Consider the following 18,618-nt stretch of genomic DNA (forward strand, 5'->3'; position numbering starts at 1 on the left):
TTTAAACTCAGTTTTTAATTTTTTAATAGCAAAAAAGTAGTTGTGGCTAAAGACAACAACGTAATAATTGTCCCTAATGATTCTATGCCTGTTTTTCCGGTTCCCCAAGTTTTCTGTTTGAGTGGTTTAATATATACATAATCATTGGGCTGTAAATAAAAATAAGGCGATTTCATCACATTAATATCCGTAAGGTCTAGATCATGCATTTCTACTCCAGTAGGAGTTTTTCGCATAATTGTTACTGATTTTCGATCTCCAGTGATCGTAATATCACCTGCATTAGCAACTGCTTCCATAATATTTACATGTTCCTGAAATAAGGTTTTTGTCCCAGGACCACCTATTTCTCCGTTGATTGTATACCGAAAACCGGCTAGTTTTACAGTCACAAAAATATTAGCTTCCTTATTGAAGTATTCGGCTAATAATTGCTTCTCAACTTGCAATCTAACTTCATCAAGGGTATACCCAATTACATTTAAATCCCCCAAAACTGGAATTCTTATATTGCCATGATCATCAACTGTAAAGCCATCAAAATACAATCCTGACTCTGATTTGCCAGCTGCAACATCACTATTAGTAGTATTAAAAATACTAACTAATTTTGGATCTATCGCTTTAATAGTAATACTCAAAACATCATTAATTTGCAATCGATACGGTTTCGATTGTACTGCGGCTATTGTACTTCCATCTGGTGAATTATCTTTTTTCTGAAGATAGATTAAATCTTTAGTTGGAATACACGAGGTAAGCAACACACTAATAACGATCAATAAATAGAGTATGGATCTGCTCATTTTTAATATTTTTTTATAGACAAATATAGCTTTTCATTTACTATTATTTAGTAACGCTATTTTTTAAACAAATTAATTATTTTTAAAAAACTTTTCAAAAGGGACTCTTTGCAAAATACTTCTCCCTAAGGTAACTTCATCGGCATATTCCAGCTCATCACCCACCGAAATCCCTCTGGCTATAGTAGAAATAATTAGTTCACAATCCGCAATTTGTTTGTAAATATAAAAATTAGTGGTATCGCCTTCCATTGTAGAGCTTAACGCAAAAATAATTTCGTGTACACTACCCGATTTTACTTTTTCGACTAATGCAGTAATATTCAACTGACTGGGACCCACTCCGTCAATAGGGGAAATTTTACCACCAAGAACATGATAAATTCCTCTAAACTGACCCGTGTTTTCAATAGCCATAACATCCCGAATATCCTCGACAATACAAATAATCTGATGGTTTCGCGACTGATTAGCGCAAATTTCGCACAACATACTATCCGAAATATTATGACAACTTGCACAGTACTTAATATCTTCGCGCATGGCGACTAAGGCTTGTGCTAAAAAACCGGTCTGTTCCTTGGGCTGCTTTAACAAATGCAAGACCAATCGCAAAGCCGTTCGTTTACCTATTCCAGGCAACTGAGACATTTCATTTACTGCTTTTTCTATTAATTTCGAAGAAAATTCCATAACAGCAAAAGTAGTCAATTTGTGGTAAACGTACGGAATAGAAAATTTGAAAAATTTGAAGATTATTTATGTACTTTGGCACAACCAATATGTACATAAAATGACACCATTTACCATTCTATCATTAATAATACTCTATTTCGGAATTCTATTTTTGATTTCTCATTTTGTTAGTAAAAAAGACAGTGGAAATGAGGCTTTTTTTAAAGCCAATAAAAACTCCCGGTGGTATTTGGTCGCTTTCGGTATGATTGGGACAGCCCTTTCCGGAGTAACCTTCATTTCGGTTCCGGGAGAAGTAGGCTCTCCCAATGGGGAGCAATTCAAATATTTCCAATTTGTATTGGGAAATGCAATTGGATTTATTCTAATTGCAAAAGTATTGCTTCCACTTTATTACCGCATGAATCTCACTTCGATTTATGGGTATATTGAACACCGATTGGGAATTTATTCCTATAAGACTGCCGCAACTATTTTCTTGATTAGCCGAACAATCGGTTCCTCGTTTAGATTATACCTTGTTGTTATAGTTTTACAACGGTATGTATTTGACTTTTACAGAATTCCGTTTGCCGTTACCGTTATGATTTCGCTGGTTTTAATTTTCGCATACACCTATCGTGGTGGGTTGAAAACCATAATAATTACAGATACGTTACAAACTTTTTTCCTGGTGACTTCGGTTTTCCTAACTATTTTTTTTATCTGTAAAAGTTTAAACTTATCAGCTTTTGAAGCTTTCGAAGAAGTAAAAAACAGTAATTATTCCAAGGTTTTCTTCTGGGAAGATTTTGTCTCCAATAAATTTCATTTTGTTAAACAAATTCTGGGAGGGATTTTTGTAACGATTGCGATGGTAGGCTTGGATCAGGATTTAATGCAAAAAAATCTCAGTTGTAAAAACATTGGTGAAGCTCAAAAAAACATGTTTACGTTTACTGGAATATTTGTACTTATCAATATATTTTTCCTCAGTGTAGGAGCTTTGCTTTATATTTATGCCGCCAAATACGCGATAGAAGTTCCAACCGATTTAATTACCGGAAAACCCAGAACCGATTTACTTTTTCCTGAAATTGCCTTTAACCATTTGTCAATAATCCCTTCGATTATTTTCTTATTGGGATTGACAGCAGCTACCTTTGCGACTACAGATTCAGCTTTGACCGCGCTCACGACTTCATTTTGTGTTGATTTTTTAGCAATGGATAAAGTCGAAAATATAAACAAACCAAATATTGTGCGAACTAGACATTTTGTTCATATTGGCTTTTCGTTTCTAATGTTCCTAGTCATTATTTTCTTTAACGCTATTAATGACAGTTCTGTTGTAGGAATGATTTTCAGGGTTGCTTCCTACACGTATGGTCCGCTTTTGGGATTGTATTGTTTTGGGTTGTTTGTAAAATCAAAAACAGTCAAAGACAAACTGGTTCCAATTATATGCTTATTATCACCGGCTGTGACTTTCTTTATCAGTGAAAATTCAAAAACATTATTTTGGGGATATGTCTTCGATAACGAACTGATTGTCGTAAACGGGCTTATCACTTTTATTGGATTACTCTTGATTAGCAAAGAGGCTACTTCAGAAACACGATTTTAGTTTCAGGCCACCCCGAAGTTTTGGTAAGCAGCGACATCCTTTTCTTATCCCGCTTTTTTAAGGAGATAAGAATAGATAAAGCAAACAGCTGAAAAAAAGCGCCAAAAAAACTAATATTGATTCGTTGCCAACATAACTAGTGTACACGCTACTTCTACCTTTATATCATTTAATTTTAACAGTTGATAAAACTCCGGATTCTCCGTGCCAGGATTGAAAATAACACGTTTTGGTTGTGCTTCAACGATGTAATTATAGTAATCGCGCTGACGTGCAGGATTTAAATAAAGAGTAATCGTATCTATTTTTTTAAGTGGAATGGCTTTAGTCTGGATTTTTACACCCGCAACTTCTCCTGCATTTTGACCAATCGCAAGAACCGAATGTCCTTTTTCGACCAGTTTTTCAATTGCCATAAAAGAATACCTAACAGGTTTTGTTGAAGCTCCAAGAACTACTGTTTTTTTATTTTTTATCATGTTGTAATTATATTTCACAAAAGTAATCAAAAAGGTTCACGCGTTTAGCAATTATTAGGTTTAGTTATAAAAGCAATAAAAAACATTCCCCTAACATTAAAAAGTAAAAAAAGAGTATTTTTACACCCTTAAAAACAACATATGGATCTCTTTATTTATCTTTTTGTCGCCCTTTTTTCGGTGTTAAATCCTATTGGTACCGTTCCTATTTTTGTAGGTCTTACACAAGATGACACCAAGAAAGAACGATCCAGAATTTCTTTATGGACAGCAATAAATGTTTTCATCATACTTATCGTCTCGTTCTTTATAGGACAATATGTTTTGCTTTTTTTTGGAATCAGTATAGACGCATTGCGAATCGCAGGAGGAATCATCATTGTGAGTTCTGGATTTTCATTACTATCAGGGAAATTTAATAAAAAGAGAGGTATTAATAAAAAAGCAGAAACGGATGCTCAAAAAAGAAATGATATAGCATTAACACCACTAGCAATACCTATGCTTGCTGGTCCTGGCTCTATTTCTTTGCTTATTGCTTTTTATCAGGAACACAATTCAACTAGCGAGATAATAATCTCTTCGCTTGCTATTCTTGCAATTGCGGTGGCCATTTTTGTTATCCTGAAAAGCGCTCATTATTTAGCAAAAATTCTAGGTGCCTCAGGAATTGTAGCGATATCCAGAATTGTTGGTTTTATTGTAATTGCCATTGGCATCCAATATATTGTGAGTGCCATTATAAATATTATAAAAGGAAATTTAACCTAGAAATTTTAAATTCAGGCAAAGTTCAAATTCTTTGCCTGAATTTAAAAAATTAACTTCTAGGCAAGAAAATTTCTGCCATCATGCATCTGGCGCTTCCTCCGCCACAAGCTTCAATAGTATCCAGACTGGAACTCAAAATTTCAGCATGCTTTTCCAGTTGTCCAATTTGTTTTGGAGTCAAACATTGATGCGCTGCTGCACTCATAACCAGATAGCTTTTGTCATTTGCTCCAAGGACTTCCAACATATTACCTGCAAAATTATTCATTTGCGCTTCGGTGATTAAAATAATTTCCTTCCCGTTTGCTTTTAGATTATCCAGCACCATTTTACGCTCTTTTTTATCATCGATACAGTCCGAGCAAAGTACTGCAAAATTTTCCCCCAAGCACATCATTACATTGGTATGATATATCAGCTTCCGTTCTGAATCGACAGTTTGAAAAGCTTCAAAAATCACTGGCGCATAGTCAAAATCTTCGCAAAACTCGATAAATAATTCTTCATCTGCTCTGGGAGACAAAGCACAATATGCTTTACTATTGACCCTGTCCAGAAGTAAACTCCCTGTTCCTTCTAAGAAAAAACCATCTTCTTCCGCTGAAGTATAATCCACAATATTATTAATCACAAACCCTTTCTCTTCCAGAATGTCCAAAATATCTTCGCGACGTTCCTGACGACGATTTTCAGCAAACATAGGATACAAAGCTACATCTCCATTCTCGTGAAAAGAAATCCAATTATTCGGAAAAAGACTATCCGGTGTATCCGGAGCCAAGCTATCCTCAACAACAGTGACATCAACACCTACTGCTTTTAATTTCTCGACAAAAGCGTCAAATTCTTGTTGCGCTTTGGCATTTACTGTTGCTGGTAAAAGCCCGTCTATTACTTTCTGATAATAATTATTAACCGTCGTTTGTTCGTTCATTCTAAACGCAACAGGACGGATCATCAATATGGAATTTGTTATTTGTTTCATGTTATTTTTAGTTTAATATTAAAAAGTTTAATGTTTAACGTTGTTAAACATTAAACAAATCATTAATCTCTAATTAAAGGCAGGGTAGAACACCGTAGCAATCCTTCTTGTTTAGCAATTTCGGCGTATGGAATTTCTTCCACCACAAAACCGTTTGCACGCAGCCAATTGTTCAATCTAGTGAAGTTTCGTTCTGAAACGACAACATCCGTATCAATGGAAAAAATATTAGAATTCATATTATACATCTCTTCTCTGGTGCTATGAAATAAATTATTTTTTCCAAAAAGATTGACTAGAAACAAATAATCAGCTTCTTCGCGGAATCCGCTTTTATATATAATCCCTTTGTCATTTCCCACTGGTTGAAAACAACAGTCTAAATGCAAAGCATTATCCCGGGCCTCTATTTTAGATTTTACCAAATCAAATTCTTTAACAATTTTATTTGGAAATAAATCCTTGATATATTGAACCCCTTCCATATTCGTTCGTGCCGTGATATAGTCTTTATAATCACTTCCTTTATACGTACCAATAAAGATGTATTCGTTCCACAACATGACATCTCCCCCTTCTATATGGACTTCTACTGGAGGCCGCACTACTTTCTTAGGGTCAATTTGGTCAATTACATACTGAATTGCATCTAACTCTCGTTCCCTCTCGGGCAAAATATTCGACTTTACAAAAGTACCATCAATTACAAAACCAATGTCTCTAGTAAATATCTGATTGTAATTTTCAATCATCTCCGGACGATAAACCGTCACATCATATTTTTTTAATACGGAATTAAAGGCTTCTATTTCATTTACCATATCTTTCTCTAGCGGATAGGTCCCCGCTAAAATATGCTCCAATGATTTTGGATCGTAGGCCTCTTCTGCCTTTGGCGTAGGACCGTTATTGACCGCTGAACCTAGAACTACAGCCCGAAGTTTCGAAGTTTCATTCTTAATATTTAATTCTAACATCTAATTTAGCTTTTGACAAATATAAAAAAAGCTTCACTAATTTGTGAAGCTTTTTAAACTGATTTTATCTTTTATCTGTTGGCACAAAATCCCTCAAAGGCTGTCCCGTATAAATTTGTCTGGGTCTTCCTATCGGTTCCTTATTTTCACGCATTTCTTTCCATTGTGCGATCCAACCTGGTAAACGACCTATAGCGAACATTACGGTAAACATATCTGTAGGAATTCCTAAAGCTCTGTATATAATCCCCGAATAGAAATCAACATTAGGATATAAATTTCTTGATTTGAAATACTCATCTTCTAAAGCAGACTCTTCTAATTTCTTAGCAATGGCAAGAATGGGGTCTTCAACTCCTAGAGTTGCTAAAACTTCGTTAGCTGCTTTTTTAATAATTTTCGCTCTAGGATCGAAATTTTTATAGACCCTATGACCAAAACCCATCAATCTAAAAGGGTCGTTTTTGTCTTTGGCTTTAGCCATATATTTATCAGCATCACCACCATTTCTATGGATTTCTTCTAACATTTCAAGAACTGCTTGATTTGCACCTCCGTGTAATGGTCCCCAAAGAGCTGAAACTCCAGCTGAAATAGAGGCAAATAATCCTGCATGCGAAGAACCTACCATTCTTACCGTAGATGTAGAACAGTTTTGTTCATGATCTCCGTGAAGTATAAACAATTTATCTAGAGCATCGACAACTACAGGATTTGCAGTGTAAGGCTCTGTAGGCAATTCAAACATTAATCGCATGAAATTTTCGACATATCCTTTAGTATTATCATAGTAATTCAAAGGATAACCCATACTTTTTCTGTAAGTCCAGGTTGCAATAACAAGGAATTTACCCATTGTTTTACAAACGGCCTCATACATTTCCTTTTCATTCTCAACATTCACCGATTTAGGGTTAAATGCAGTCAAAGCACTTGTCAAAGCAGCTAAAACGCCCATAGGATGAGCTGTCTTAGGAAAACCATCAATGATGTTTTTCATTTCTTCATTAACCAAGGTGTATTTTCTAATATCCGTTTCAAATTGTGCTAATTGCTTAACTGTCGGCAATTCCCCAAAAATCAAAAGGTAAGATACCTCTAAGAAGTCAGCTTTTTCTGCTAAATCTTCAATAGAATAGCCTCTGTAACGAAGAATCCCTAGCTCTCCATCTAGAAAAGTAATGTCACTTGTACAAGAGCCTGAGTTTTTATAGCCAGGATCAAGTGTAATTATACCGGATAAATCTCGTAATTTGTTAATATCGATAGCAACTTCATTTTCACTTCCTACAATTATAGGCAGTTCAATTTTTTTTCCATCGATTTCTAATGTTGCTGTTTTTGACATAATATATTTGAAAATAAACTTTTAAAATAATAATTTATCAAATCTAGGGAATTAAACACTAATTAAAAAGAGAATAACACAATGATAATGTTAAATATTACAAAAAAAAAGCCATTCACTAGAAGTGAATGGCTTAAAACTAGTCCTTAAATACTATTTTATTTTGAATGCATTTTTCCCAGGGAAATAAGCTGTATTTCCTAATTCTTCTTCAATTCTTAATAATTGATTGTATTTTGCCATACGATCAGAACGAGAAGCTGAACCCGTTTTAATTTGACCACAATTCAAGGCTACAGCTAAATCTGCAATAGTATTATCTTCTGTCTCTCCTGAACGGTGTGACATAACGGATGTATATCCTGCATTTTTAGCCATGTTTACTGCAGCAATAGTTTCTGTTAAAGTTCCAATTTGGTTTACTTTTATAAGAATAGAATTAGCAATTCCTTTTTCGATACCAGTTGCTAAACGTTCCACATTGGTAACAAACAAATCATCTCCAACCAATTGCACTTTATCCCCAATTTTATCGGTAAGCATCTTCCAGCCATCCCAGTCATTTTCATCCATTCCATCTTCAATGGAAATGATCGGGTAATTCGCTACTAATTCTGCTAAATAATCTACTTGCTCCTCAGAGGATCTAATCTTTCCTGTTTCGCCTTCAAATTTAGTATAATCGTATTTTCCATTTACATAAAATTCTGCAGCAGCACAATCTAAAGCAATCATGATTTCATCTCCAAAAGTATATCCTGCAGCTTCAACCGCTTTTTTAATGGTATCCAAAGCATCTTCTGTTCCCCCAGGAAGATTTGGTGCAAACCCACCTTCATCTCCAACAGCAGTTGAAAGACCTCTATCGTGTAACACTTTTTTCAAACTATGAAAAATTTCCGTTCCCATTTGCATTGCATGTGAAAACGATGTGGCTTTAACTGGGAAAATCATAAATTCTTGAAACGCAATAGGGGCGTCAGAATGAGAACCTCCATTGATGATATTCATCATTGGAACTGGCAATGTATTGGCAGAAACACCACCTACGTATCTGTACAAAGGCAAACCTAATTCATTAGCCGCTGCTTTAGCTACAGCCAAAGAAACACCTAAAATTGCATTTGCACCCAATTTTGATTTATTTGGCGTACCATCTAAATCGATCATCATCTGATCAATAACATTTTGTTCAAAAACAGATGTTCCTAACAATTCTTCAGCAATAAGAGTATTAACATTTTGTACCGCTTTCAAAACTCCTTTTCCAAGAAACGCTTTACCGCCATCACGTAGTTCTACAGCTTCATGTTCTCCAGTAGACGCTCCTGATGGTACAGCAGCTCTCCCTAAAACACCATTATCTGTAACTACATCTACCTCTACAGTAGGATTTCCTCTTGAATCAAAAATTTGTCTTGCGTGAATTTTGATAATTATACTCATACTTTTATTTTTTATTTTTTAAACACAAATATATTCTATCTTTCTTAATGATTTTATGAAAATAATGAATGTTATTAACGAAAACGTTGTAATTTTTTGCAAACCAAATATTTGGCTTTTAGAAAAAACTATTTTACAGCATTTAGTATTTTACGGTATTTATTTAAAATAAGAAAATATAGACTGTAAATCATACCCCTGATGAGCAATAGTATTTACCCACTGAATAATTCTTCAATAAAACAATTAATTAACAAACACAGTTGACAATCACTGCAACATCAGCTTCTCGCTCCAAAAAAAATAAAAATTACTGTTGCATTCTCCTTAAAATAAGAACAAAAAAAAAGGGATGACTTAATTAAAAGTCAAACCCTTATATTTTAAAACAATAAGTACTATCAAATGATATCAATACCTACCCTTTTATATTTTCAATAAACTGATCAAATAAATAAGAAGAGTCATGTGGACCAGGACTTGCCTCCGGATGGTATTGAACGGAGAAACAATTTTTATTTATCATACGCATTCCTGCAACTGTTCCATCATTAAGATGTAAATGAGTGATTTCAAAATCTGGATGAGTATCCAACTCTTCTTTATTGACTGCAAAACCATGATTTTGAGAAGTAATTTCCCCTTTTCCTGTAATGATGTTTTTTACGGGGTGATTTATTCCTCTGTGACCATTAAACATTTTATATGTTGAAATTCCGTTTGCCAGGCCAATTACTTGATGTCCAAGACAGATCCCGAATAAAGGTTTGTTGTCTTGAAGAATTTCTTTTGCTACTTGTATAGCCCCCGAAAGAGGCTCAGGATCACCAGGTCCATTAGATAAAAAATAGCCGTCTGGATTAAAACTAGCAAGATCTTGATACGAGGAATCGAAAGGAAACACTTTGATGTAGCAATCGCGTTTAGCCAAATTGCGAAGAATATTCGTTTTTATTCCTAAATCGAGTGCTGCAATTTTATAAGTTGCGTTGGCTTCCCCAAAAAAGTAAGGTTCAGTAGTCGAAACTTTAGAAGCTAATTCTAAGCCTTTCATGTCAGGAACTTTTGCCAATGCAATTTTCAATTCTTCAATTGGCGTCTCATCGGTACAAATCACCGCATTCATAGCTCCGTTATCCCGAATATAACTTACTAAAGCACGGGTATCTACATCAGATATACAGATAAGGTTTTGTTTGATAAAATAGTCTTCTAAACTCCCCGAAGCTCCTTCACGAGAATAATTAAAACTAAAATTTTTACAAACTAAACCCGCAATTTTAATACTCTGTGATTCAACTTCTGAATCATTTACTCCATAATTCCCAATGTGCGCATTGGTAGCAACCATTAGTTGTCCAAAATAAGAAGGGTCGGTAAATATTTCTTGATACCCTGTCATTCCTGTATTAAAACAAACTTCACCAAAAGTAGTGCCAATGATACCAATAGATTTACCGTGGAATATGGTTCCGTCACTTAATAGAAGAATTGCTTTTTGTCGTGTTGTATATTTCATTAGTTGATTTCTATTATTTTTTTAAAGTCTTCTATAACAAGAAAACTAGTTTCATCTGTAATTAAATATTGTGCAAATTTAATTTTAAAAAACAAGAGATACAATATTTTAAAGAAAAACATATAACCATAGCTTCAAATTCATACTTAAAAAAACGTTTACCTATATATACCCAAAACTAATCCGTAAACCAGTATCTATTGACCCAATAGTTCATCCCATAGAACTACCAAAAGTAAATATACTCCATGTCTCAGTAAAGAGAATTCAAAACTTATATAGCATATTTTTATCTTACAAAAAAAATCAAAAAAAAAGGATAAACTAGTACTAGCTTATCCTTAATTTTTATTGAATGATTATTTTCATAACTATTCAGCAGTCTCTGTAGTTGTTTCAGTTTCAGCAGCTGGAGCTTCAGTAGCTTCTTCCTTCTTAGCTTTCCCACCACGACGGCTTTTTGCTTTTTTAACTTCTTTTTTACCACCATTGTAAAGTTCATTGAAATCTACCAATTCGATCATTGCCATATCAGCATTATCTCCTAAACGATTTCCAACTTTAATGATACGCGTGTATCCACCTGGACGGTCTCCTACTTTAGCAGCTACGTCTCTGAACAAGTCAGTTACCGCATATTTACTACGTAAGTAAGCAAAAACGATACGACGATTGTGAGTCGTATCTTGTTTTGATTTTGTTATTAAAGGCTCAACAAATTGTTTAAGCGCTTTTGCTTTAGCAACAGTAGTGTTAATACGTTTGTGCTCGATAAGAGAACAAGCCATATTAGCTAACATAGATTTTCTATGCGCTGTCTGTCTGCTTAAGTGATTGAATTTTTTTCCGTGTCTCATTGCTATGTAAATTTAAACCTTGCGGCTTAGATTATTCTTTATCTAGTTTGTATTTTGCTAAATCCATACCGAAGTTTAAATTTTTAACTGCAACAAGTTCATCAAGTTCAGTTAAAGATTTTTTACCAAAATTACGGAATTTCATTAGGTCATTTTTATTGAACGATACTAAATCACCAAGTGTATCAACTTCAGCCGCTTTCAAACAATTTAATGCTCTTACAGAAAGATCCATATCAACAAGCTTAGTTTTAAGCAATTGTCTCATATGCAATGACTCTTCGTCATAGGATTCCGTTTGTGCAATTTCGTCAGCCTCGAGTGTAATTCTTTCGTCAGAGAACAACATGAAATGGTGAATTAAAACTTTTGCAGCTTCAGTAAGGGCATCTTTTGGATTAATAGAACCATCTGTTTTTATTTCAAAAACTAATTTTTCATAATCTGTTTTTTGCTCAACACGGAAGTTTTCAATCGCATATTTTACATTTTTTACCGGAGTAAAAATGGAGTCTGTAAAAATAGTTCCAATTGCAGCATTCTGTTTTTTGTTCTCTTCAGCAGGAACATATCCTCTACCTTTTTCGATCGTTAAATCGAAATTAAGTTTGATCTTACTGTCTAAATTACAGATCACAAGTTCTGGATTCAAAACTTGGAAACCTGAAATAAATTTTTGAAAATCACCAGCTGTCAATTGATCTTTACCTGAAACAGAAATAGTAACTGATTCATTATCTATATCTTCAATTTGACGTTTGAAACGTACTTGTTTAAGATTAAGGATAATTTCGGTAACATCTTCAACAACTCCTGAAATAGTAGAAAACTCATGATCTACACCTTCAATGCGAACAGATGTAATTGCATAACCTTCTAATGCTGAAAGCAAAACTCTTCTAAGTGCATTACCAACGGTCAATCCGTATCCTGGTTCTAAAGGTCTAAATTCAAATTTACCTTCAAAATCGGTTGAATCGATCATGATAACTTTATCGGGCTTCTGAAAATTAAATATTGCCATAAATTTCGACTAAGTCAATTATTATTTGTTGTACAACTCTACGATTAATTGTTCTTTGATGTTTTCTGGGATCTGAAGTCTTGCTGGTACAGAAACGAAAGTACCTTCTTTGATATCATTATTCCAAGTAATCCATTCATAAACATGACTTGAATTAGATAAAGAACGTTCGATAGCTTCTAATGACTTAGATTTTTCACGAACAGCAACTTTATCACCAGGTTTAAGGTGGTAAGAAGCAATATTTACAACATCACCATTAACGGTTACGTGTCTGTGAGAAACAAGTTGTCTAGCACCTCTTCTAGAAGGAGCAATACCCATTCTAAAAACAACGTTATCTAATCTTGCCTCACACAATTGTAAAAGAACTTCACCAGTTACACCTTTAGTAGCTGATGCTTTTTTGAATAAACCTCTGAATTGTTTTTCTAAAATTCCATAAGAATATTTAGCTTTCTGCTTTTCCATTAACTGGATTGCATATTCAGATTTTTTACCTCTTTTTTTAGCCATCCCGTGTTGTCCAGGTGGGTAATTTCTTTTTTCGAAAGATTTATCATCTCCGAAGATTGCTTCGCCAAATTTACGAGCAATTCTAGTTTTTGGACCAGTATATCTTGCCATTTCTAAAAATTAAATTTAAGGTAGAGATTATGAATTCAGGTCATATCCTTCGATAATCGTATATTCTACCTAGTTATACTTAAATATATAATTAAACTCTACGTCTTTTTGGAGGACGACACCCATTGTGAGGCATTGGAGTAACATCGATAATCTCAGTCACTTCAATTCCACCGTTATGTAACGAACGGATAGCAGACTCACGTCCGTTTCCTGGTCCTTTTACATAAACCTTTACTTTTTTAAGTCCAGCTTCAAGAGCTACTTTACTACAATCTTCTGCTGCCATTTGGGCTGCGTATGGAGTGTTCTTTTTAGAACCTCTAAAACCCATTTTACCAGCTGAAGACCAAGAAATAACTTCACCTTTTTTGTTTGTCAAAGAAATGATGATATTGTTAAAAGTAGCAGAAATATGAGCTTCTCCCGTTGATTCAACGATAACTTTACGTTTTTTTGCAGTTGCTTTAGCCATATTACTTATTATTTAGTTGCTTTTTTCTTGTTGGCAACAGTTTTTCTCTTACCTTTTCTTGTTCTAGAGTTGTTTTTAGTTCTTTGTCCTCTTAACGGAAGACCAGTTCTATGACGGATACCTCTATAACATCCAATATCCATTAAACGTTTGATGTTTAAAGAAACTTCAGAACGTAATTCTCCTTCAATTTTGAAAGTTGATACCGCTTCACGAATTGCTCCGATCTCGTCATCATTCCAGTCTTGAACTTTTTTATCTTGGCTAACTTGAGCTTTTTCTAAAATCTCAATAGCTCTACTGCTTCCTAATCCGAAGATGTAGGTAAGTGCTATAACACCTCTCTTATTTTTTGGGATATCTACCCCTGCTATTCTTGCCATAATTATCCTTGTCTTTGTTTAAATCTAGGATTCTTTTTGTTTATTACGTACAATCTCCCTTTTCTTCGCACAATTTTGCACTCGGGACTTCTCTTTTTTACTGAAGCTCTAACTTTCATTTTGAATATCCTTTAATATCTATAAGTAATTCTTGCTTTTGACAAATCGTAAGGGCTCATTTCTAGTTTCACTTTATCACCAGGTAATAATTTGATGTAATGCATACGCATTTTTCCAGAGATATGCGCTATTACAATATGTCCATTTTCTAACTCTACACGGAACATGGCATTTGATAATGCTTCAATAATTGCTCCGTCTTGTTCTATTGCTGATTGTTTTGCCATAAAGTTAAGCTACTGCTTTTCTATTTTTACCACTTTTCATTAAACCATCATAATGCTTATTCAACAAATATGAATTGATTTGCTGCATGGTATCTATAGCAACTCCAACCATAATTATCAATGAAGTACCTCCAAAAAACATCGCCCAAGATTGCTGAACATCCATAAGACTCACAACAATTGCTGGGAACACAGCTATCAAAGCAAGAAATAAAGATCCTGGAAAAGTTATTAAAGACATCACTTTATCAAGATAATCAGAAGTTTCAACTCCCGGTCTAATACCTGGAATAAAACCGCCACTTCTCTTTAAATCATCGGACATTTTGTTAGTAGGTACTGTGATTGCTGTGTAAAAGAATGTAAATACAATTATTAAAGTTGCAAATACAAAATTATACCAAAACCCAAACATGTTACTAAAAGCGCCAACAATAGATTGTGATGCATCTGATTTAGACAAACCCGCTAGGGCTGCCGGAATAAACATAATTGCTTGCGCAAAAATTATTGGCATAACCCCAGAAGCATTAAGCTTCAAAGGTATCCATTGTCTGTTTCCACCCAACATGTCTTGTTCAAAATCACCTGATGTAGTACGACGAGCATATTGAACAGGTATTTTTCTGATCGCCATTACCAATAATACACAACAAATAATAACTAACAACCAAATGATGATTTCAATAACTAACAACATCGGTCCACCATTATTATTGGTAACTCTTGTTGTAAATTCTTGAATAAAGGCTTGAGGTAATCTAGCCAAAATTCCAACCATAATTAACAAAGAAATACCATTTCCAATTCCTTTATCAGTAATTTTTTCTCCTAACCACATGGCAAAAATTGTACCCGTAACTAAAATGACAACTGAAGAGAATAAGAATTCAAATGAATTGAATCCCAATAAAAATGCATTACTAGGTAATGTTCTATATAAATTATAGATGTAAGTTGGACCTTGAACTAAAGTAATCCCAATTGTCAACCAACGCGTAATTTGATTAATCTTTTTTCTACCGCTTTCTCCATCACTTTGTAGTTTTTGCAAATAAGGAATCGCTATTCCCATTAACTGAACCACAATAGAAGCAGAAATATAAGGCATAATTCCTAAAGCGAAAACTGACGCTTGAGAAAATGCACCTCCAGTAAACATGTCAAGAATTGAACCAATTCCTTCTTTAGTTTGCCCAGCTAAATTACCTAACTGAGTAGCATCAATACCTGGAAGGGTTACTTGAGCCCCAAAACGATAAACTAAAAGTAAACCCAATGTGATAAGGATTCTATTTTTCAGTTCCTCGATTTTCCAGACATTACTTATTGATTCAATAAATTTCTTCATATTAATTGAAAAATTACATTGTTACAGCTTCTCCACCAGCAGCTTCAATAGCAGCTTTTGCAGTAGCAGTAAATTTGTGAGCGGTTACTTTTAATTTTGCTGTCAATTCACCTCTACCTAAAATCTTAACGATTTCATTTTTAGTAGCCAAACGATTAGCAACATAAACTGTCATATCAACAGTATCTTTAATAACACCATTATCAACTAAAAGTTGAAGTGTATCAAGATTTACACCTTCGTAATCTTTACGATTGATGTTTGTAAAACCAAACTTAGGTACACGTCTTTGAAGTGGCATTTGACCTCCTTCAAAACCAATCTTTTTAGAATAACCAGAACGAGATTTTGCTCCTTTGTGACCTCTTGCAGAAGTACCACCTTTTCCAGAACCTTCTCCTCTACCTAATCTTTTATTTTGATTGTGTGTAGCACCTTCAGCAGGTTGTAAGTTACTTAAATTCATAACAGTATTTGTTATTTAGCTTCTTCAACAGAAACTAAGTGTTTAACTTTATTTATCATCCCAAGGATTGTAGGGTTTGAATCATGCTCTACAACTTGTCCCATTTTACGTAGACCTAAAGCTTCTAATCCTCTCTTTTGAGTAAGAGGACAGTTGATTTTGCTTCTAACTTGTTTTACTAATAATTTAGCCATAATTTCCTTGAATTAACCTTTAAAAACTTTTTCTAAAGAAACGCCTCTTTGTTTTGCAACAGTATAAGCACTTCTCATTTGTAATAAAGCATCAAAAGTCGCTTTTACTACGTTGTGAGGATTTGAAGATCCTTGCGATTTAGATAATACATCATGAATTCCTACTGATTCAAGAACCGAACGAACAGCTCCACCAGCAATAACTCCTGTACCATGTGAGGCAGGAATTAAGAAAACACGTGCACCACCAAATTTACCTTTTTGTTCGTGAGGAACTGACTGACCATTCAAAGGAATTTTAACTAAATTTTTCTTAGCATCTTCTACTGCTTTCGCAATTGCTTCAGAAACATCTTTAGATTTTCCTAATCCGTGTCCAACCACTCCATTTTCATCACCTACAACTACAATAGCAGAAAAACCAAAAGCTCTACCACCCTTTGTAACCTTAGTAACACGATTTACACTTACCAAACGATCTTTTAATTCAAGACCACTTGGTTTTACTAACTCTACATTCTTGTATTTACTATTAGACATACTATATTAGAATTTAAGTCCAGCCGCTCTTGCGCCTTCCGCTAATGATTTAATACGCCCGTGATATAAATAACCTCCTCTATCGAAAGTTACTACGTCTATCCCAGCTTTTAAAGCTTTCTCAGCAACTAGTTTTCCAACTGCTGTAGCAACTTCAATGTTCGTACCGTTACCTATTTCTTTTTCTCTTGAAGAAGCCGCCAATATAGTAACTCCGTTTACGTCATCAATAAGTTGTGCGTAAATTTCTTTGTTACTTCTAAATACAGATAGTCTTGGATTAGTAGCAGTACCACTAATTGTTTTTCTAATTCTGAATCTAATTCGTTGTCTTCTTTCAGGTTTTGTTAATGACATAATCTTATTTTTTAAGCTGATTTACCTGCTTTTCTTCTTAATACTTCCCCTACAAATTTAACACCTTTTCCTTTATACGGCTCAGGCTTACGGAAACCTCTGATTTTCGCAGCTACTTGCCCTAAAAGTTGTTTGTCAAATGATGTTAATTTCACGATAGGGTTTTTACCTTTTTCAGATATTGTTTCCAAAGTTACTTCTGGAGCAACTTCTAAAACGATATTGTGAGAATAACCAAGTGCTAAATCTAATTTTTGTCCTTGATTTGAAGCTCTATAACCAACTCCTACCAATTCTAATGACTTAGTAAAACCTACTGTTACACCGATAATCATGTTATTGATTAAAGATCGGTACAAACCGTGTTTTGCTCTTTGATCTTTATGATCAGACGATCTGTCTACTTGAACTTGACCATCTTCAACTGTAACAGTAACGTCCGAAAACTCCTGAGTTAGTTGACCATTCTTTCCTTTCACTGTAATAATACCATTTGCAACTTCAACAGTTACACCAGCAGGGATTACAACCGGATTTTTACCTATTCTTGACATCTTATATCGTCTTTAAATTAGTATACGTAACAAATTACTTCACCACCAACATTTAACTGTTTGGCTTTCTTTCCTGTCATCAAACCTTTTGATGTAGAAACAATAGCAATCCCTAATCCGTTAAGGATTCTAGGAATAGTTGAAGAACTTGAATATTTACGTAAACCTGGTTTACTAATTCTTTGGATATCTTTAATTACTGACTCTTTAGTATCTTTATCATACTTCAAAGCGATTTTGATTGAACCCTGAACAGCGTTGTCTTCAAATTTGTAACTCAAGATATAACCTTGATCAAATAAGATCTTAGTTATTTCTTTTTTTAGATTAGAGGCAGGAATTTCAACAACTTTGTGGTTTGCAGCCACAGCGTTACGAACTCTTGTCAAGTAATCTGCAATAGGATCTGTATACATGTGTATTAATTTGCGGTTTTGGTTTTCAACAAACTATTTGCCGAACCTGAAACCAATTTATAAATGTTTATGATACAGACAAAACGTAAGTTAAGTCTGTATCAGGACGCAATAAATTACGTCTTACCAGGATGCTTTTTTAACACCAGGTATCAATCCGTTATTTGCCATTTCACGAAATGTAACACGTGAAAGACCGAATTGACGCATATACCCTCTTGGTCTACCTGTTAATTTACAACGATTGTGCAAACGAACTGGCGAAGCATTTTTTGGTAACTTTTGCAAACCTACGAAATCTCCAGCTTCTAACAAAGCTTTTCTTTTCTCAGCATACTTAGCTACTGTTTTTTCTCTCTTAACCTCGCGGGCTTTCATTGATTCTTTAGCCATG

General features: G+C 34.4%; 25 protein-coding genes. 2 read left to right on the forward strand and 23 right to left on the reverse strand.

The annotated features are described in order from the left end of the window. Positions 1-14 precede the first annotated feature (14 nt). Complete coding sequence (locus ACNQF9_RS12545) at positions 15-806, reverse strand: polysaccharide biosynthesis/export family protein (protein ID WP_417990318.1); 792 nt, start codon at positions 804-806, stop codon at positions 15-17. Positions 807-878: 72 nt separating this feature from the next. Further along, complete coding sequence (recR, locus tag ACNQF9_RS12550) at positions 879-1,499, reverse strand: recombination mediator RecR (RefSeq protein WP_417990319.1); 621 nt, start codon at positions 1,497-1,499, stop codon at positions 879-881. 100 nt (positions 1,500-1,599) lie between these two features. On the opposite strand from recR, the gene ACNQF9_RS12555 reads away from it, so the two are divergent. Next, positions 1,600-3,108 carry a sodium:solute symporter gene (locus ACNQF9_RS12555; protein ID WP_417990320.1) on the forward strand — a complete coding sequence of 503 codons (1,509 nt, stop codon included), beginning with the start codon at positions 1,600-1,602 and terminating at the stop codon, positions 3,106-3,108. 110 nt (positions 3,109-3,218) lie between these two features. Here the strand turns inward: ACNQF9_RS12555 and ACNQF9_RS12560 are convergent, their stop codons facing one another. Continuing rightward, complete coding sequence (locus tag ACNQF9_RS12560; protein WP_417961239.1) at positions 3,219-3,584, reverse strand: CoA-binding protein; 366 nt, start codon at positions 3,582-3,584, stop codon at positions 3,219-3,221. Between the two features lie 144 nt (positions 3,585-3,728). On the opposite strand from ACNQF9_RS12560, the gene ACNQF9_RS12565 reads away from it, so the two are divergent. Next, a complete protein-coding gene (locus tag ACNQF9_RS12565; RefSeq protein WP_417961077.1) occupies positions 3,729-4,358 on the forward strand; it encodes a MarC family NAAT transporter in 630 nt (209 codons plus the stop codon). A gap of 49 nt (positions 4,359-4,407) precedes the next feature. Here ACNQF9_RS12565 and ctlX read toward each other — a convergent pair whose 3' ends face one another. From ctlX to rpsN, 20 genes are all read right to left on the reverse strand, one after another. Next, the gene (ctlX, locus tag ACNQF9_RS12570) at positions 4,408-5,343 is read right to left on the reverse strand and encodes a citrulline utilization hydrolase CtlX (RefSeq protein ID WP_417961079.1); all 936 of its coding nucleotides are present in this window, start codon (positions 5,341-5,343) and stop codon (positions 4,408-4,410) included. Between the two features lie 62 nt (positions 5,344-5,405). Then, on the reverse strand, positions 5,406-6,320 hold the full coding sequence (locus tag ACNQF9_RS12575; protein WP_417961082.1) for a dimethylarginine dimethylaminohydrolase family protein: 915 nt from the start codon (positions 6,318-6,320) through the stop codon (positions 5,406-5,408). A gap of 64 nt (positions 6,321-6,384) precedes the next feature. Further along, complete coding sequence (locus tag ACNQF9_RS12580) at positions 6,385-7,668, reverse strand: citrate synthase (protein WP_417961084.1); 1,284 nt, start codon at positions 7,666-7,668, stop codon at positions 6,385-6,387. Positions 7,669-7,821: 153 nt separating this feature from the next. Further along, positions 7,822-9,114 (reverse strand): phosphopyruvate hydratase, encoded by a 1,293-nt coding sequence (gene eno / locus ACNQF9_RS12585; RefSeq protein ID WP_417961086.1) that lies wholly within the window; start codon positions 9,112-9,114, stop codon positions 7,822-7,824. 418 nt (positions 9,115-9,532) lie between these two features. Further along, positions 9,533-10,633: a glutamine-hydrolyzing carbamoyl-phosphate synthase small subunit gene (gene carA, locus ACNQF9_RS12590; RefSeq protein ID WP_417990321.1), complete on the reverse strand. Its 1,101-nt coding sequence runs from the start codon at positions 10,631-10,633 to the stop codon at positions 9,533-9,535. A gap of 371 nt (positions 10,634-11,004) precedes the next feature. Continuing rightward, the gene (gene rplQ / locus ACNQF9_RS12595) at positions 11,005-11,490 is read right to left on the reverse strand and encodes a 50S ribosomal protein L17 (protein WP_417961090.1); all 486 of its coding nucleotides are present in this window, start codon (positions 11,488-11,490) and stop codon (positions 11,005-11,007) included. A gap of 31 nt (positions 11,491-11,521) precedes the next feature. Beyond that, positions 11,522-12,514 carry a DNA-directed RNA polymerase subunit alpha gene (locus ACNQF9_RS12600; protein ID WP_039110214.1) on the reverse strand — a complete coding sequence of 331 codons (993 nt, stop codon included), beginning with the start codon at positions 12,512-12,514 and terminating at the stop codon, positions 11,522-11,524. Between the two features lie 21 nt (positions 12,515-12,535). Continuing rightward, complete coding sequence (gene rpsD, locus ACNQF9_RS12605) at positions 12,536-13,141, reverse strand: 30S ribosomal protein S4 (protein ID WP_091173719.1); 606 nt, start codon at positions 13,139-13,141, stop codon at positions 12,536-12,538. Between the two features lie 91 nt (positions 13,142-13,232). Then, positions 13,233-13,616 carry a 30S ribosomal protein S11 gene (rpsK, locus tag ACNQF9_RS12610; protein WP_024981527.1) on the reverse strand — a complete coding sequence of 128 codons (384 nt, stop codon included), beginning with the start codon at positions 13,614-13,616 and terminating at the stop codon, positions 13,233-13,235. Between the two features lie 8 nt (positions 13,617-13,624). After that, positions 13,625-13,999: a 30S ribosomal protein S13 gene (gene rpsM / locus ACNQF9_RS12615; RefSeq protein ID WP_417961092.1), complete on the reverse strand. Its 375-nt coding sequence runs from the start codon at positions 13,997-13,999 to the stop codon at positions 13,625-13,627. A gap of 2 nt (positions 14,000-14,001) precedes the next feature. Further along, on the reverse strand, positions 14,002-14,118 hold the full coding sequence (gene ykgO, locus ACNQF9_RS12620) for a type B 50S ribosomal protein L36 (protein ID WP_008992256.1): 117 nt from the start codon (positions 14,116-14,118) through the stop codon (positions 14,002-14,004). A gap of 12 nt (positions 14,119-14,130) precedes the next feature. Continuing rightward, positions 14,131-14,346 carry a translation initiation factor IF-1 gene (gene infA / locus ACNQF9_RS12625; protein ID WP_011963449.1) on the reverse strand — a complete coding sequence of 72 codons (216 nt, stop codon included), beginning with the start codon at positions 14,344-14,346 and terminating at the stop codon, positions 14,131-14,133. Positions 14,347-14,350: 4 nt separating this feature from the next. Further along, positions 14,351-15,697 (reverse strand): preprotein translocase subunit SecY, encoded by a 1,347-nt coding sequence (gene secY, locus ACNQF9_RS12630; protein ID WP_099713440.1) that lies wholly within the window; start codon positions 15,695-15,697, stop codon positions 14,351-14,353. 13 nt (positions 15,698-15,710) lie between these two features. After that, on the reverse strand, positions 15,711-16,163 hold the full coding sequence (gene rplO, locus ACNQF9_RS12635) for a 50S ribosomal protein L15 (protein WP_126451843.1): 453 nt from the start codon (positions 16,161-16,163) through the stop codon (positions 15,711-15,713). Positions 16,164-16,174: 11 nt separating this feature from the next. Continuing rightward, positions 16,175-16,357 (reverse strand): 50S ribosomal protein L30, encoded by a 183-nt coding sequence (gene rpmD, locus ACNQF9_RS12640; RefSeq protein WP_027310825.1) that lies wholly within the window; start codon positions 16,355-16,357, stop codon positions 16,175-16,177. A 12-nt stretch (positions 16,358-16,369) separates the two neighbouring features. Beyond that, entirely contained in the window at positions 16,370-16,897 is a 528-nt protein-coding gene (rpsE, locus tag ACNQF9_RS12645; RefSeq protein ID WP_035668102.1) for a 30S ribosomal protein S5, read from the reverse strand. A 6-nt stretch (positions 16,898-16,903) separates the two neighbouring features. Beyond that, positions 16,904-17,254 (reverse strand): 50S ribosomal protein L18, encoded by a 351-nt coding sequence (gene rplR, locus ACNQF9_RS12650; protein ID WP_113636694.1) that lies wholly within the window; start codon positions 17,252-17,254, stop codon positions 16,904-16,906. Positions 17,255-17,265: 11 nt separating this feature from the next. Further along, complete coding sequence (gene rplF / locus ACNQF9_RS12655) at positions 17,266-17,808, reverse strand: 50S ribosomal protein L6 (protein ID WP_417961095.1); 543 nt, start codon at positions 17,806-17,808, stop codon at positions 17,266-17,268. Positions 17,809-17,825: 17 nt separating this feature from the next. Beyond that, positions 17,826-18,224 (reverse strand): 30S ribosomal protein S8, encoded by a 399-nt coding sequence (gene rpsH / locus ACNQF9_RS12660; RefSeq protein ID WP_066081018.1) that lies wholly within the window; start codon positions 18,222-18,224, stop codon positions 17,826-17,828. 123 nt (positions 18,225-18,347) lie between these two features. Next, positions 18,348-18,617, reverse strand: a complete 270-nt coding sequence (rpsN, locus tag ACNQF9_RS12665; RefSeq protein WP_007136553.1) for a 30S ribosomal protein S14 — start codon at positions 18,615-18,617, stop codon at positions 18,348-18,350. Between the last annotated feature and the right edge of the window lies 1 nt (position 18,618).

The organism is Flavobacterium amylolyticum (assembly GCF_048284335.1).
In the GTDB taxonomy this organism is placed as follows: Bacteria; Bacteroidota; Bacteroidia; order Flavobacteriales; family Flavobacteriaceae; genus Flavobacterium.